The sequence below is a fragment of the Bacteroides sp. Marseille-P8574 genome (assembly GCF_902825465.1).
GTDB classification, from domain to species: domain Bacteria; phylum Bacteroidota; class Bacteroidia; order Bacteroidales; family Bacteroidaceae; genus Bacteroides; species Bacteroides uniformis.
In genome coordinates this window covers 1810685-1826959 of sequence record NZ_CADEBE010000001.1, presented here as the reverse complement: position 1 = coordinate 1826959, position 16275 = coordinate 1810685, and the positions used below count along the sequence as shown (strand labels likewise).

12 protein-coding genes and 1 pseudogene are annotated in these 16275 nt (G+C 40.5%); 6 read left to right on the top strand and 7 right to left on the bottom strand.

Annotated features, from left to right (window positions below; translation table 11 throughout):
- Positions 1-107 precede the first annotated feature (107 nt).
- Positions 108-902, top strand: coding sequence for a hypothetical protein (locus HUX74_RS07945; protein WP_117599770.1), 795 nt, complete (start codon positions 108-110; stop codon positions 900-902).
- Here HUX74_RS07945 and HUX74_RS07940 read toward each other — a convergent pair.
- The 6 genes and pseudogenes from HUX74_RS07940 to HUX74_RS20710 all read right to left on the bottom strand — a co-directional run bounded on the left by HUX74_RS07940 (position 899) and on the right by HUX74_RS20710 (position 6954).
- Positions 899-1354, bottom strand: coding sequence for a hypothetical protein (locus HUX74_RS07940; RefSeq protein ID WP_117599769.1), 456 nt, complete (start codon positions 1352-1354; stop codon positions 899-901). The genes HUX74_RS07945 and HUX74_RS07940 overlap by 4 nt on opposite strands.
- A gap of 488 nt (positions 1355-1842) precedes the next feature.
- Positions 1843-2712 carry a hypothetical protein gene (locus HUX74_RS07935; protein WP_117964257.1) on the bottom strand — a complete coding sequence of 290 codons (870 nt, stop codon included), beginning with the start codon at positions 2710-2712 and terminating at the stop codon, positions 1843-1845.
- 1 nt (position 2713) lies between these two features.
- Entirely contained in the window at positions 2714-4003 is a 1290-nt protein-coding gene (locus HUX74_RS07930) for a PD-(D/E)XK nuclease family protein (protein ID WP_117599767.1), read from the bottom strand.
- A 78-nt stretch (positions 4004-4081) separates the two neighbouring features.
- On the bottom strand, positions 4082-4441 hold the full coding sequence (locus tag HUX74_RS07925) for a hypothetical protein (RefSeq protein WP_117599766.1): 360 nt from the start codon (positions 4439-4441) through the stop codon (positions 4082-4084).
- 166 nt (positions 4442-4607) lie between these two features.
- Positions 4608-5690 carry a YhcG family protein gene (locus HUX74_RS07920; RefSeq protein ID WP_117964256.1) on the bottom strand — a complete coding sequence of 361 codons (1083 nt, stop codon included), beginning with the start codon at positions 5688-5690 and terminating at the stop codon, positions 4608-4610.
- A 24-nt stretch (positions 5691-5714) separates the two neighbouring features.
- A pseudogene (locus HUX74_RS20710) lies at positions 5715-6954 on the bottom strand (tyrosine-type recombinase/integrase).
- Between the two features lie 514 nt (positions 6955-7468).
- Between HUX74_RS20710 and HUX74_RS20705 the strand changes: the two are divergent.
- Positions 7469-7876, top strand: coding sequence for a sensor histidine kinase KdpD (locus tag HUX74_RS20705; protein WP_254592845.1), 408 nt, complete (start codon positions 7469-7471; stop codon positions 7874-7876).
- Positions 7877-7903: 27 nt separating this feature from the next.
- On the top strand, positions 7904-8107 hold the full coding sequence (locus tag HUX74_RS21025; RefSeq protein WP_323802001.1) for a hypothetical protein: 204 nt from the start codon (positions 7904-7906) through the stop codon (positions 8105-8107).
- 107 nt (positions 8108-8214) lie between these two features.
- Here HUX74_RS21025 and HUX74_RS07900 read toward each other — a convergent pair whose 3' ends face one another.
- Positions 8215-9174: a FimB/Mfa2 family fimbrial subunit gene (locus HUX74_RS07900; protein WP_117599765.1), complete on the bottom strand. Its 960-nt coding sequence runs from the start codon at positions 9172-9174 to the stop codon at positions 8215-8217.
- Positions 9175-9530: 356 nt separating this feature from the next.
- Here HUX74_RS07900 and HUX74_RS07895 point away from each other — a divergent pair, with 356 nt between their 5' ends.
- Genes HUX74_RS07895 through HUX74_RS07885 form a run of 3 tightly spaced genes read left to right on the top strand, consistent with a single transcriptional unit; the run spans position 9531 to position 16270 of the window.
- On the top strand, positions 9531-12707 hold the full coding sequence (locus HUX74_RS07895) for a TonB-dependent receptor (RefSeq protein WP_117964255.1): 3177 nt from the start codon (positions 9531-9533) through the stop codon (positions 12705-12707).
- A 45-nt stretch (positions 12708-12752) separates the two neighbouring features.
- Positions 12753-14435, top strand: a complete 1683-nt coding sequence (locus HUX74_RS07890; protein WP_174646465.1) for a RagB/SusD family nutrient uptake outer membrane protein — start codon at positions 12753-12755, stop codon at positions 14433-14435.
- A gap of 32 nt (positions 14436-14467) precedes the next feature.
- Positions 14468-16270, top strand: coding sequence for a hypothetical protein (locus HUX74_RS07885; RefSeq protein ID WP_174646464.1), 1803 nt, complete (start codon positions 14468-14470; stop codon positions 16268-16270).
- Positions 16271-16275: the final 5 nt, after the last annotated feature.

The window sequence follows — 16275 nt, the reverse complement described above, 5'->3', positions numbered from 1 at the left end:
ATCACATCTAATTTGCTCATTTCCCATGATATACGGAAATACTCAAAGCCTTTTTTATGCGATATACTCAACCTCAAAGTCTAAATCATTAAATAAATAAGACGATTATGGATTTATATGCAGACGATTTGGCGGATTACATCTATCAAGAAAATGATGTGGACAAGAAACGGGCATTGTTATTGGAAGTGGAAGCGGAAATCAAAAAGCTCATGGGCGAACAGGAAAAGGGTAGCCTTGATTTAAGGCACATTGGTGCAGTACAGATAGAAAAGATACAAGATCTGATAGGTACAAGAAGTTTGCTTCTCAACCAGATGTTTCAAGCCACTTCGCAGGAAATCAAACGCTTTGAAGCGGTAAACGAATTGCTGAATAGTTTGACCAAGAAGATGTATCATCGCATGGCAAATCTCTATCGTACATTGATTAATAGCCCCAAAGATGAATCTTTTGATGACGATTATGTCATTTGTGGTACACTGAGGTATGTGTTCTGTGGGGTGGAGTCTATATTGAAATTGCCGGAAGACAGCTATTATGGCTCCGATTTTGCTTACATGATAGAACTAATTTGTTGTTGTTTACTTGAAGAATACAATGGGGGACTTCCCGAAATCGAAGAATGTTCTTGTAATTATTCACCCAAAAACACATCGGATATGACAGATGAGCAGTTACAATGTGTGGATGTATGGGATGATGGAGTGACATGGGCAGAAGGACATTTACGCCGTCCGGAACTGAAGCATATTATCGTGTGTCATGCCATACATGACATTTGCACTCACAAACCTTACTCCATTCCGGACTTATTGCGGTTAAATGATTTTTGGGTAGAAGCCCATCTGGTATGTCAACATATTATAGACCAAAACGGGAAACGCTATAACTCGGATTAATCATTTGTTTTGCAAAGTGCCTGAAAGGTGGAGACATTGCCAAACTTTGTGCTCCACTTTTCTTCCCATAGTCCTCCTGTATAATGCACATGGCCGAAAAGATGATATTTCGGTTGGCGCTCTAAAATTATTTGTTTCAATATCTCGCTACCCGTATCTTCATCCAATATACCTTTCGGGGGAATGTGGGTAATCAAAAAATCCGTTTTATAAGACAATCCACATTCTTCTCCCAACCATTGCATTTGCTGAATCATCCTACAGGAAATAGCGTAGAAGGTAATGCCGTCATATTCTATGCCGCAATCTTCAAGCAAAGTTATATTTGCAGGTATCAACCGGCGGGCTTCTTCCGGACAAAGGTCATATGAGAATCTTTCTCTTTGGATTTCAATTTCAGGATAATCTTCACGAGATTTTCTGCGCTTTTTGTAGAACACGTTTATTTCCAATACAAATAATGCTTCTATAATTGATAGTTTTAGTAAAAAAATATCCCGATGCAAATGAATGAACCGGGAGTTTGACAAATAAAATAGATTACAAAATCAGTAGGGAGGTGCCCAATCTTTTTCGGATAATCCAATGTACTTGGGCAAAATTGTCTTGCTTCAAAAGTAAAGTCAAGCGTCTTTTACCTATGCGTTTATCGCACGCTATCAGTATGGGTACTAAGTGCCATCGGTCTTCAAATGAATGAGTGAGTAATTCCCAATCAGGACAATCAATATATTCTCTAATTAAGCAAGAAATATCGGATGTATCTCCCATCCAAGGATAAAACTGTTCTCTCAGTTCTTCTTTGGTGAATATTTGGGGATAGTCCCATATGATTTTTTTTCCTATGGTAATCCAATAACGTGGCATGTCGTCGTTAGCATATCCAGTCTTGCTACGCATTGGGTATGTTATGCAATGTATCTGAAATCCTACATTTGGGTCAATTATGCGGTATAGAGCTGTTTGGAGTTTGCTCCAGGGACGGTATCGTATTCTCATTTTCTTGTTGTTTTGATATAAAAAACGGTTTAATCTGTTTCAATCGTACAATTATTTCTTTTTTGAAACGCGATTCGGAGTACTCATCTTCTGTCCAGATAAGCCACGAAAAGTAGTCCCACGAATTGTTAGGATTGAGCGTAAATCCTTCTATATCCAGTTGGCTTACATCGCGTCCATATATATACGTACAAACAGCATATATATTATTGCGGAAATAGAACCCAGCTCCTACGATGTACCCGTTCTTTCGGGCTTCAATGGTGTATTTGCGGCTGTAATCCCAATTGGGTTCACTGAACTCAAACTGAGGAAGCTCTGATTTTATGTCAAGCAGGCAATGTTTCATGCTTTCCCAGTCCAGTTTCTCTAAGTCTTCAGGGGGAAACCGCTTCAGGGCTTTTTCTCTACAGGAGCTCTTTATTGCAGATGGTATATAGACCAAAAAGGCAATGCCCATGATTATTATAACTAAAAGCATCGGTAAATAAGGGATTAATATAAACTTCCACGGCATGACAATCAGATTGTTATAGCGTAGAAACATTAAGGGAAATGTAAGAAAATACGGCAAGGAAGATATATAACTTTCACCATCAAATATTTCATCTACAGAAGTATCTCTTGAAGTTAATACATTACGTATAAATATAAAAAGACTGGTAATTATAAAATATGCAGGTATTGCACACCATATAGGGATAAATACCTCCCACCATTCCCTTTGTATTGCACCATCCAGTTTTTGAGTTACCAGAAAAGCGCTTAAACATCCTGCGCTGGCTACAATAAATTTATAAGATCTTTTCATGCTATTCTTTTAATATCATGTTTATATTTTCAATAATATCTTTGCTTATGCTTTCTATCGTTTCCTTCATCCTACTTAAATGTCGTTGGCTATCTCCGTCATTCAGATTTCGGAAATTGATAGTCGGATGGGTATATTCCCATAAAAGCCAAGAATCACTCGAATGATATCTGTTGTCATTATGAAAATCTTCTATAATCTTATTAATTTCATTTATAACTTTCTGTATTTCTTCGTTTTGTATTTCTTTGGCGATTGAGAGTCTGACTGTTTTCCCCTCTTTATCTCTCAGTATAACACCGCTATATGTACGCCAGTCAACTTGAACGGCATACATCAATTGGTAATCATCACCGATTGTCTTTAGCTTAAATTCAAGAGACTGGTATTTATTGTTACTTTCATAATATCTGCGTATGTAGTCTTCATGATTGTCGAGAGCATATTTGTAGTCACTAAAAGATTCTTTAATTACTTCATAACCTTTTTCTTCAATGACCGCTTCCAGTTGACTCCAAAAATCGATTTGCAGACTAATTTCTACTTCTCGTATGGCATCCTTGTATTGAGATATACAACTGATATACTTCGGGTTACTTTTAATCAAATTGATTAATTCATTCTTTTCTTTATCCATTTGGTGTGTCAATATTTTGATTAAGTTCAAATAGTGTGCTATTCCTTCCCGTATCAGAGACTTGTCTATTGCTTTGTGGCGACAATCAGTCAGCCAGTTTAATATAAAATCGGCATAGGATATGGTAAAGAAAGTTATTTCTTCGCCACCTGTGGTTTTATCAATATCGTGTACTTCACCGTCTAAAGACAAGTATAGCAACAGTGTATCATTCTTATTTTTTGAACATCGTTTCAGAAAATTATGATACCGAAGAAGTTGATTCTCTTGGTCAGTCGCATAAATCTTGTTTTCAATGACAATATGGTTTATCCCGTCCGTGAGGTAAATGTCGAGTCTTCCTCCATCTGTATCTGTTTTAGGACCGATATATTTTTCACATTCCACTTTGGCATTATCGCAAGTGAAAGAAACAATATGGTCTGTTTGCCCATTCAGACGCTCAATGAATAATTTGAGAAACACATCTTTCATTTGGTGCTGTCCATTCGGATTCAGCAAATCCGCTATCATGGCTGAATGTACTCTTGTTTCGTCACTGGTCATATTGATTACTTTGAAAAGATTATAATTGTCTCCTTTCTCTTTCCGTATATATTCATGTTTTTCAATGATTAGATGTATTTCATTGAATAGTTGTATCAATTTCTTCATTTTCTCCTGTAGTTTTATACTTATAAAATTCAGATGTTTGTCTTTTGTACATTCTTAATTGGCTGATAAGAGGATAACTTATTCTTGCTTCTCTGAAAAATCAGCAAATGCAATTACATCTCCCTCGATGTCTATAATTGATTGTGTATAATTCTCACATAAGCAATAAGAGTCTATTTTTAATATCATGCAGATGTCTTTCATGATAGAAGTAACTTCTAAGTGTTTTCTATTTTTGAAAGTTATATATATTCCATGAAACCATTTTCTTCCTGTAAGTGTGGCGTAAAATTTCCATTCAACCTTTTGAGAAAAAAGATAATCCAGTAATTTATCAAGATCCTTTTTGTCTGAAGGCATTTCTACACAATATCCATTTCCAAAATCCAAAAAGAAATAGTTGATGTTAAAGCAGTTCAAAATCATATTGTGGCTCATAGCTTTTAATGAATATGTGGTTGATAAATGTTTTGTTTACCTCTTTAATTTATTTCAGGAGTTTGTCGGATATGAATAATACATGGTTAAAATGTTTGTGTTTGTTTTATTTTTATGTTTTAACATAATTAACATTGAAATACAAATAGGAGTCCTCAATGAAAGATTAAAAATTTACTCCTAATATAAACCTCTTGATTTCTTCCTCGCTCGGCAATTCTATCATATATTTCTGTACGAAGATATTCGGGTCTAATCCGGCAGTGGCATATTTTACTAATGTATCTCCCTTTTCCGTACAAAGCAGAATACCGATAGGTGGATTGTCGTCCGGCTGCATTATCTCTGCCTTGAAATAATTAAGGTACATATTCAGCTGTGAAGCGTATTCATGGCAGAACTTGTCTATCTTTAATTCCACAATGACATGGCATTTCAAGATGCGATGATAGAATACAAGGTCGGCAAAGAAGTAATCTTCATCAATCAAGATACGTTTTTGTCGGGCTTCAAAGCAGAATCCATGCCCCATTTCCAGCAGGAAGTGTTGTAAGTTATCAAGAATAGATTGCTCCAGATCGTTTTCTGTTACTAAGGCACGTTCATTCAATTCTAAGAACTCTAAGGTAACAGGGGTGTTGATAACATCTTTAGGCTGTAATAAGGTCGCTTGTTGCTGTACTAAAGCGGAGAGGGCTTCTTTATTTTTGGATAGTCCGCTACGCTCATAGTATAAAGACGCTATTTGTTGTTCCAATTCTTTGACAGACCAGCAGCTACGAATTGTTTCCATTTCATAGAAAGCACGTTTTACCGGGTTGTCTATTTTTGCGATATGTTTTAAGTGGGTATAAGGTATTTTATTGAATATCTTTGTTGCTGGATTTATCCATTTATTATACTCTTTATCAGATTGTTGTAATTCGGCACTTGCCGAGTGCCGAATTTCATTTCCTGCCATGATGTAGTGTAATACTTGTTCTTTCAGATGTGGATAAACAAGGTATAACCGTCTAAATTCACGGAATCTACGTTCATTCAGACCTTTTGTTTTCAGCCGTTGTTCCTGCTTTTTCAACAGTTGTTCACCGTATGTGGCACGGTCTTCTCCGTTCTGTTCGAATTCCACGATATAGCAACCCATAAACCAGTTACGGGAAGTAAGGGCAAGGTTTACAGCGTGTGCGGCTTGTGCCTGCAACGTGTTCTGTATCGTGCTGATATGTTTTACTAATGCTTCAAAGTTCATAGTCGCAAAGATAATCTTTTGTGGTTAAAACTTTAGTTCAGGCAAGCTGTTTATTGCTTCCTCTTTCAATTTATCCACCACACGGGTGTATTTCTCTGTATGCTTCAATCCGCTGTGTCCTAAAAGATTGGCTAAGATCTTGATATTTGCCCCATTGTTCAGAATGTTCACGGCAAAAGAATGCCGGAAGCAATGCCAGCTTATATGCTTGTCTATTCCGGCTCTTTTTACCCAACGCTTAACCGATTTGCAGCAGCTTTCGTATGTAAGCAAATCGAATATCAAACAGTTCTTATCTGCCGGAGCTTCACCAATGATAGACAATAGAACGTCATTCAAAGAAATAACCACACCTACTGGCAGAATGTCCCTTGGCCTTGCTTTGCTCGAACTTCAATAATCAGTTAGCATAATCCACATTTTTAAAAGTAAGGTCTTTTACATCGCAGAAGCGCAGACCGCAATACAGGCAAAAGATAAACGCTCGTCTGGCTGTAGGGTTTTCGTTGTTATAATGAAAAGCCACCAACTTTTGTATTTCTTCGGGCGAAAGCACATCTTTCCGAAGCATCTGACTATCCACTTTGCAGGTAACATCTTTGCAAGGGTCTTCCAGCATTACATCATGCTCTATTGCATAGCGAATAACTTTCTTGAAACGCTGGTAAATGCTTTTAGCACCTTCACCAATGCTTCGGGATTGCAGATAAGCTACAAACTGTTCCATCATTTCTTTGGTGATGAGTTCCGGTTTAATGCTACACTCATTCATGGGGTATTTCTCTTTCAAGAAGTCTTTGAAACGGCTAAGTGCAATTTGCACCATGCGAATGTCTTTCTTTGTATAACTGTTTATGTATGCTTGATAATAATCCAAGAAATTAACCGTCCTGTCTTTCTTTAAGCGGTAGCCAAGCATACTCTCCTTAAACTCCTGCTCACGCTCTGCGCGTATTTTTGAAGCGAGTTCCAAAGTTTCCTTGTTCTGTTGTCATTCAGCTGGAGTATGTGGCTTGTCTATCAGATACAGGCTAAGGTTTTCTTTTCGCCTGTGATGCTTGACTGCGAACTTTGGCTTTCCTTGCATCTTGCCACTTTCGTAATATACCTGATTGCCGTTTTCATCTAATACGGGCTTTTCCTCTCTACCTAAATAATACTCCAACTAAAGGCTGATTCTGCCATCCGAAAGTTTATTTTGCTCCAATTTCGGATTTTCTTTCGTTTTCCTATGATTTCTATGGTTTGTACCTGGTCTGGGCATGAAAGGATGTAGACAAATCTATTATAAATCAAAATTTTACAAGGGTTTTGTCTTTTTCTACTGAAACATAGCTGAAACATTTTTGTTTTGGGTTTCAATCCCAGTAGATGGGACCAACGTAAAAAGAGGCGGATGAAAAAAATGAGGGAAAGGAACCGGGAGAGGGGTATCCGCAATATTGGAAGGCATTCTTGATAATCTTCTCATTACAACAAAAGTGAAGAATGTAAATGATGAGATGCGCTATACTTTTGGGAATAAAAAGGCAGAGGAACTCTTTGAATATTCGGCCAAAGAGGCTATAGACTAGACGGATTTTGAAACAATGCCAGAGGCTGTAGCTTTAATTAGGAAAGAGGATGAAGAGCAGCTGGTCAAGGCGGGGATTCCGCAAGAGGGTATACGACGTTTTTTTACCAAGAAGAGCAAGGAGTGGTTTTCCTTCCAGAACAATAATTTTGATGGTCGCAAGTGGATTGTTTATACTGCTTAGGACATTACTGATTTGAAAATCATGGAGTGCAAGCTGTGTCTGGCCGAAGAGGAGGCTGAGGAATCCAACCAGATAAAATCGACTTTCCTAGCCAATATAAGTCATGAGATGCGTACTCCGTTTAATGCAATAGTCGGTTTTTTGAGTATTCTGGCCACGGGAGTGTCCGAGGAAGAACGGGTGGAGTATCTCAATATTATAGAACGGAATAATGAACTGCTGTTGCAGCTCATCAATGACATTCTGGATTTGTCGAAGATAGAAGCCAGCACATTGGAATATCTCTATACCAATGTGGATATCAATAAAATGGTGTTCGAGATAGAGCAGGCCACAAGTATTAGGCTGACCAATAAAGACGTGCGTATGGCCACGGTTACGCTATTGCCCGGTTTGCTGCTGTATACCAACCTGCGCAGAATTATGTAGGTATTTAATGACTTCATCAGCAATGCGTTGAAGTTTACTGCTGCCGGTAGCATTACTGTTGCTTACGGGATGCCCGAAAATGGGTATATCCTTTTTTATGTTACTGATACCGGGACGGGGATATCATCTTATAATGCGCAGGGGATTTTTAATCGCTTTGTAAACTGGCTTCCTTTAAGCAGGGTATCGGACTGGGAGTGGCCATTTCGCAAAACATTGCGAGGGAACTGAAAGAGGAGATAGGGGGACGCAGTTAGGCACGGGCTCCACTTTCTGGTTCACGTTGCCTTTTTATAAGATGGGCGCACACCGTTCTATCTTTCCTTGATGCGGTAAGCTCAATCCAATGAAGGGACATCGATTGTCTGGCTTTCCTCGTTCCAGTTGTCAATGGTGAATTCTCCGGATGATTCTTCGGAAAAGATGTCTCCCAGAGTAAGGGTCAGAGTCAGTTTGGAGTTTGCTTTCAAAGGTTCGTTCAATGTTTGTTTGAAACTTTTTACGTTTCCGTTTTTCAGTATGATGTTCATCTGGAATTCTGATTTCCCGAAAGAAGGGAAAAGCATGACGGTGGCATTGCTCATTTGCGTACCGTCGATGGAACGGACTAGAGGGAAGGCTACTGTGCGCGGGCTTCCCTGAGGAACGGCAGTGTAGAAATTTAGTTCTCCGGCAATATTAGTGATACGCACCACCATGCTGTCGATGCTCGAACTGAGGATGCCGTTATTCTTGTCCTTGATGATTACCTTCAGTCCGGTCACTACCCGTTTAAGGGATGCTTTCAGGTTTTCACTTCCGACGTTGGCAGGTTGGACGGTATGTACCAAGTCGAATACCGGATAATAGGTTGTGTCCGCTTCCATTTTGAATAAGGAAAAGTGTTGCTGGGACATGTCTTCGCCTAAGATGTAGGCCGGGTCCCTCATAAGAGGATGTGCATAAATCGGCTCCTCGTATTTAGGGGTTCCCCAGTAAATCATGTTATAGGGACCTGCGGGTAAGGATAATTCCCGATTGACGCCATCGTTATAGAAAGTTCCGTCTTTAACTTGGTAGTAACCGTAAAAAGGTGTCAGCTTTCGGTTTACATAGTTCCCATAATAAATAGAGGTGCCCGCTTTACAGGGCATGATGGTCAGTATGCCGGTCAGCGGGCTTTGTCCGCTTTCTGTGGACACGTCCATCAAGAGTCGTGGTGATACCAACTCACTGCTTTTTTCTATCTGGGGCGGATTGTCATTGGTGCAGCTTGCCACGATTGCGGCAAGTACTGCAAATACTACTAATTTTTTCATTATCTGTTAAGTTTTAGGTTGTACTTTCCTGAGAACGTTTTTAGAAAGAAATGGTTCTTTGTATTCCGGAGAAAGTATATTGGGGATGGAAAAGTGAGATGAAATCAATTCCAGCATTGAGGGGGATGGGAAGAATCTCCCCCCCCCCCCCCTCTTTAAAAGGTTTAGAGAAGGGATGGAAAACAAATTATACCTTTTTTAGTAACATTTTAGAAGCCTTGATTAACGAAATCATATACTTTTCGTAACAATTTCTCGACACTCTTTCCTTGTTCCTCCATACTTTTGTGTCCAGGTTCTTTGCATTGACAAAGAGCGTTATAAAATCTTTGATATTAACTATTAAACAATGTACAATGAGAAAAACATTCTTGGAAAAGTGCATAAATTTGCATTTGTGCCGCATTGCATGGGTACTGTTGCTATTGGTACCTGCAATCAGTAGCCTTCAGGCTAATCCTTCTCAAAACAAGGCCGTTACAGGAGTTGTGACATCGGCTACGGACAATGAACCGTTGATCGGTGTCAGTGTGCAGGTGAAAGAAACTGCTACAGGTGGTATTACCGATATTGACGGTAAATTCTCTGTGAATGCAGAACAAGGGCAGACGCTGATTTTTTCGTATATCGGTTATCAAACCCAGGAAATTCAGGTTGGTGCTTCATCCGTTATCAACGTGGTTCTGAAAGAAGATACGGAAATGCTAGATGAAGTAGTAGTAGTAGGTTACGGTGTCCAAAAGAAGAAACTGGTAACTGGTGCTACGGTTCAGGTAAAAGGTGATAACATCGCCAAACTAAATACAAACAACCCGTTGCAGGCTATGCAGGGACAAACTCCGGGTGTGAATATCACTTCAACTTCAGGACAACCAGGTGCTGATATGAAGGTGACCATTCGTGGTTTGGGAACTGTAGGTAATTCTTCTCCTCTTTATTTGATTGATGGTGTAGGTGGCGATATCTCCACGCTAAATCCTGCCGATATCGAGAGTATTGACATCCTGAAAGATGCTGCCTCTGCAGCTATTTATGGTGCGCAGGCGGCCAATGGTGTAGTGTTGATTACTACAAAATCGGGTAAGGAAGGTAAGGCTGTAGTTTCATTGGATGCTTATTATGGTATTCAGAATGTGGCACGTAAAGCAAATATGCTGAATGCGGAACAGTATATGGCCATCATGGATGAACAAGCATTGAATAGTGGCAATGCCGCTTATGATTGGAACAGCTTCAAGTCAATTCGCGATGCTAATGGTAACATATATGACACGGATTGGATTGATGCTATGCTCAAGGATGATGCCAAGACGCAAAGTTATACATTAGGTGTGACAGGGGGAACTGCCACTTCTACGTATGCACTTTCTTTAGGTTATATGCAGCAAGAAGGTATTGTTGGTGGTGCTGACGTATCCAATTACGAACGTTATAACTTCCGTATCAACTCCGACCACCAGGTCATCAAAAACCTTTTGAAGGTGGGTGAACAAGTGAGTTTCGTATATAAGAAAAATAATGGTACAAATGTAGGTGACTTGTATAACAATACGTTGCGCAGCGCATTTGCCACTTCCCCGCTGAGTCCTATATATAGTGATAATAATCTGTATGATAGTCCTTACAATGACACTAGTAGTAGCGATTGGCACAATTCTGATGGTAACCCTTATGGTTCCATGATGACCAACACTAATAATGAGAACAAGGCTGCCACTTTCGCCGGTAATGTATATGCGGAGTTGACTCCGATTAAGAATTTGAAGATACGTACTGTATTCGGTGCTACTTATGGTTCCAGTGAGTATCGCAGTTATACTCCCCTTTATCAGTTTGACATCTATACTAAGAATACGGAGAATACAAAAGTAAACCAGAACATGACTCATGGTTTGACGATGGTTTGGACAAATACTGCACAGTATGATTGGACCTTGGGTGAACATTCCTTCAATGCCTTGATTGGTATGGAATCCAGCCGCTATGAAGGCACTTATGTAGGGGCGAGAAATGGTATCCTGAAAGAAGGATTTGATGATTGGGACCACGCTTTTGTCAGCAACGGGTCAGCCACTACTCCCGAGCAGGGATTGGGTGCAGATGGTAAACCGAATGATGAAACACGTACCGTTTCCTACTTTGCCCGTTTGGGATGGAATTGGAAAGAGACTTATATGATTAATGCTACTGTGCGTGCCGATGGTTCTTCCAAATTTGCCAGTGGTCATCGCTTTGGCTACTTCCCTTCTGTATCGGCAGGTTGGACACTGACGAACGAGGCATTTATGGAAAGTACCCGCGAGTGGCTCGACTTCCTGAAACTCCGTGTCAGCTGGGGACAAGTAGGTAATCAGAATATTGATAACTACCAATATACAGCTCCTATCAAGAGCTCTACTACCAATTACTTGTTTGGTACGGGCCTTGGCTCTGCCAATCATGTCTGGGGTGCTTATCCTAGCCGTCTAGCCAACGAGAATGTGAAATGGGAAACTTCCGAGCAATATAATATCGGTATCGATGCCCGTTTCCTCAATGGATGCTTGGGTATGAATGCAGATTTTTATATAAAGACAACCAAAGATTGGCTGGTACAGGCTCCTATCCTTGCCACTGCCGGTACAGGTGCTCCTTACATCAACGGTGGTGATGTAAAGAATACCGGTATTGAACTGGCGCTGACTTGGAATGATGAAATAGGTAAGGATTTCCACTACAACATTGGTGTCAATGGTACTTACAATAAAAATAAGGTAGGAAATATTCCTACTGAAGATGGCATTATTCATGGTAATACAAACCAGCTGTATGACAACTCTCCTGAGTTCTATCGCGCTTCCAACGGCCATGCCATCGGTTACTTTTGGGGGTATAAAACTGCCGGTATCTTCCAGAACCAGCAAGAGATTGACGACTGGATTGCTGCCAAGAACGGTGTGTTGCAAAGTGATGTGAAGCCGGGTGATGTGAAGTTTGTAGATGTAGACCATAACGGAATTATCGATGACAACGACAAGGTGGACTTAGGTAATGGTATGCCGGACTTTACTTATGGTTTCAATTTGGGCTTCGACTATAAAGGTTTTGACTTCTCGCTGAATGCTAATGGTTCTGTAGGTAATAAGATTGTGCAGAGCTATCGTAACCACACTAATAAGAAATCAAATTATACAACTGCTATCCTCAACCGTTGGACCGGAGAAGGTACAAGTAACCGTATACCGCGTGTGACTGATACTAACGTCAACTGGCAATTCTCTGACCTTTATATTCAGGATGGTGACTTCCTGCGTATTAGTGCCATTACGCTGGGTTATGATTTCTCCCGTCTTTGGAAGGGCAAAGCTATTTCGCAGTGTCGTGCCTATATACAAGTACAGAATGCACTTACTTTCACCAAATATGATGGTATGGATCCTGAAATAGGTTTTGGTCCGGAAGACAGCAATAAAAAGAGTTGGGTATCGGGTATTGACTACGGTTATTATCCTCGTCCGCGTACTGTGCTTTTCGGCGTTAATCTTAAGTTTTAATAGAAAAGAGTTCTTATGACTCATAAACCCAAAAACAAGAAAGAAATGATGAAATTCAAATTAAATATACTGGCTTTGGCATTGTTCGGCTTTGGGCTGGCATCCTGCACAAACAGCTTCTTGGATGTGGAATCGAAGACGGAATCTTCCACCGGAAACTATTACAAGACAGAAAGTGACGCTTATCGCGCTTTGGTAGGCTGTTATGACGGATGGCAATGTACTACATCTAATAAGGGAGTAGGTTTTTATCTGGCTTCAGAGATGATGTCGGATGAGTGTTTTGGTGCTACCGGTGTTGCTGATGGACGTAATTATCAAGTAATCGATCGTTTTGATCAGGCACAGTCTACATCTGATTTGAACATATACGAAACAGATTGGAAAAATTATTATGCCGCTGTTTATCGTTGTAACGAGTTGATTTCCCGTGCAGATGACATTAACTGGACGAGTGAAGCAACAAGAGGCACTTATATAGGAGAGGCACGTGCTATCCGTGCACTTTGTTATTTTGATATGGTTCGTCTATGGGAAAATATCCCTTTGTTGGATATTCCTACTACTGATAATATTTTGCAAGCAAATCCGGATGATGTTTACCAGCTCATTATCAGTGATTTGAAATATGCTGCCGAGAATATTCCGGCCAATGCCTATCCGAAAGCACAAGCTGCATCTAACGACGGACATATTACGAAGTATGCTGCTGAGGCTCTTCTGGCACGTGTTTATCTGTTCTATTCCGGTTATTATGGTAAAGAACCTGCTGGGCTTACTAGAGCTGAAGCTTTAGCAGGAGTGGAAGATGTGATTGCTTCCGGGGAATTTGGTTTGATAGATGAGTTCAAGAATCTTTGGCCTGCTGCTTCCGTGACTTGGACAACTAATAATGATGGTAGCCATACCAAGACAAATACGTATGCAGGGCGTGGCAATGTAGAGACAGTACTGGCTCAAAAATTCAACTATACATCAGACTATAATGGTAATGCTGATGGTAATGCTTGGCAGGTGATGATTGCACTCCGTAATTTGATTGCGGTGCCTTATGGACAAGGCTGGGGAGGCTGTACAGTCAATCCGAAATTGGTGAATAGTTTTCAATCTGGTGACACTCGCAGTACGGCGTCCATTATTGACTGCGAGGCTGAGGGCCTTGTAGATCACGATAATTTCTCGTTGCTCTATAATGACCAACGTGAGTATACGGGTTATGCTATCAAAAAGTATTCGCCACTTGCTATTTGGCAACAAGCTGAAGATGGTACTTGGAGTGAAATAAATGAAGTAATGGGAAAGGACATAGGTGCAGGCGAGTATCAACTTAGTCCATATCAGGATTTCATTGTAGTTCGTTATTCGGATGTATTACTGATGGCTGCAGAGCTCGGTAGTCCTAATGCCCAGAGTTATTTGGATGCAGTGCGTGATCGCGCTTTTGGTGGTGATACCAGCAAGCGCGTGACAGCAACAAAGGAGAACATCCTGAAAGAACGCATGTACGAGTTTGCTTTTGAAGGGTTGCGTTACTGGGATCTGCTTCGTCAGGGTGTGGAAGTTGCTGCTTCCGAAATTGCCGAAACTCGTACTGTGCTCAGTGGTGGCGTGGAAGACGTAGTGACTATACAGAGTAGTAAGGTTGTATCAACAAGAGGTTTGTGCCAAATACCTTATAACCAGATAAACCTTTCAAACGGTGTGCTGAAACAGAATGCCGGTTGGTAAATGGATGTATAACAAATAAAAAAATCTAAGGTATGAAATTAAACTATTATATCTATTCGCTTATAGCAAGTGTGATGCTAATATTCAGCGCTTGTTCCCCCGATGAATATGATCTGGGTGACAAAGGAGTGACATCTGATGATCTTGTGGAGGGTATTGCCTATACGATTACTCATGACTCGAAGAATCCGAACATTGTTTATTTGGAAAGTAAGTTAGGTGCCAATTACACTGCTTTGTGGGAGCATCCCCAAGGACGCAGCCAAGAACAGAAAGTGACACTAAAGATGCCTTTTGAAGGTACTTATACTGTGAAATTTGGTGTAGAGACACGGGGTGGTGTTATTTACGGTGAACCTACAACTTTTGATATCAGTACTTTTTGTGCGGACTTTGTAAACGATGAATTGTGGTCATTCCTTACCGGAGGTGTAGACAGTGAGAAAGTTTGGATATTTGACGATGGTTCCTATGGCTATGCGGCAGGTGAGATGACTTATGCTGACCCTTCAAAAACTACTGAATGGAATAATTGGGAAGCTAACTGGGATCCGGGCAAGGGACATACTGGTGATGATGCTATTTGGGCAAGTACAATGACCTTTGACTTGAAAGGTGGAGCTAATGTAAATGTACATTCCGAGTCGGTTTCAGGTACTACGGACAGTAAAGGAACCTTTATGCTGAACACAGAGAACCATACCATCACTTTCACAGATTGTGATTTACTACACACTCCTGGCTGGACTGATAGAAGTACAAACTGGAGAAAAGACCTGAAGATACTGGAACTGGATGAAAACCATCTGCGTGTGGCTGTCATGCGTGATAATAGTGAGGGTGCTTGGTGGTTGATATGGAACTTTGTCTCTAAAGAGTTTGCTGACAACTATGTACCCGAGGATCAGCCTGATCCGGAGCCCACATTGCCCGACGGATGGAAAGATGCTGTATCTCAAACAGTAAGTACCACTATTCAGTGGAATATGTCTGCTGATGTTCCTTTTGACTGGGCAAATCTGGATGGTAGTTTGATGAATAACTTTACAGCAGGCAATTATCCTGACTGGGCAACTCCAGTAGCAGACCTTGATAAACTCTCTCTGACTATGGATTCAAAGGCTATGACCTATGAATTCTCCATGCCCGACGGAACAACTGTAAGTGGTACATATACACTGGATGAAAAAGGTATTTATTCTTTTGAAAGCGGTGTGCCTTCTTATCATATCGGTGGTGGAGACATCATGTTCTTTGCCAATTCTGATAACCAGCTCCGTATTCTTCGCCTGGAGACTATGGCAGGAAATGTGACAAGTATGTGGTTGGGAGTACGTAATGGTGATAAGGAGGAATATGTTGCCTATCATTTTATTCCCAATACAACAGGAGGCTCTTCTACTCCCGAACCCAAGGTGGTGGTAGTAGATAACAGTAAGCTGGTGTTCGGACATCTCGAAGGAGAGAAGAATAACTTCCGTATTGAAATCTACAATGATTTTGGTAGTACTAAAAATGATAGTCCGGTAGACCTTTCTGCTCTGACGTTTGATTATTCTATGAAGCTGACTTTCAGTATCAGCGGATTGAGTGGAGATGCACTGACAAAAGAGTATAATGCAGGGTTGATGTACACTGCTCCTGGATGGTGGCCTTCTTACAGTGGTGAGTCCGATGTTAAAATTAAAGGAGATGGTACTTATACTATTACTTATAAGCCGGAAGCAGCCATTAATGGTGCAATCGTATTTGTGATTGATATCTTTGATATCTTCAGTGATATTGCCGAACCGGATGCTGTAAAGATAACAATAGATAACTTGGAGATTTTGTAATCTCC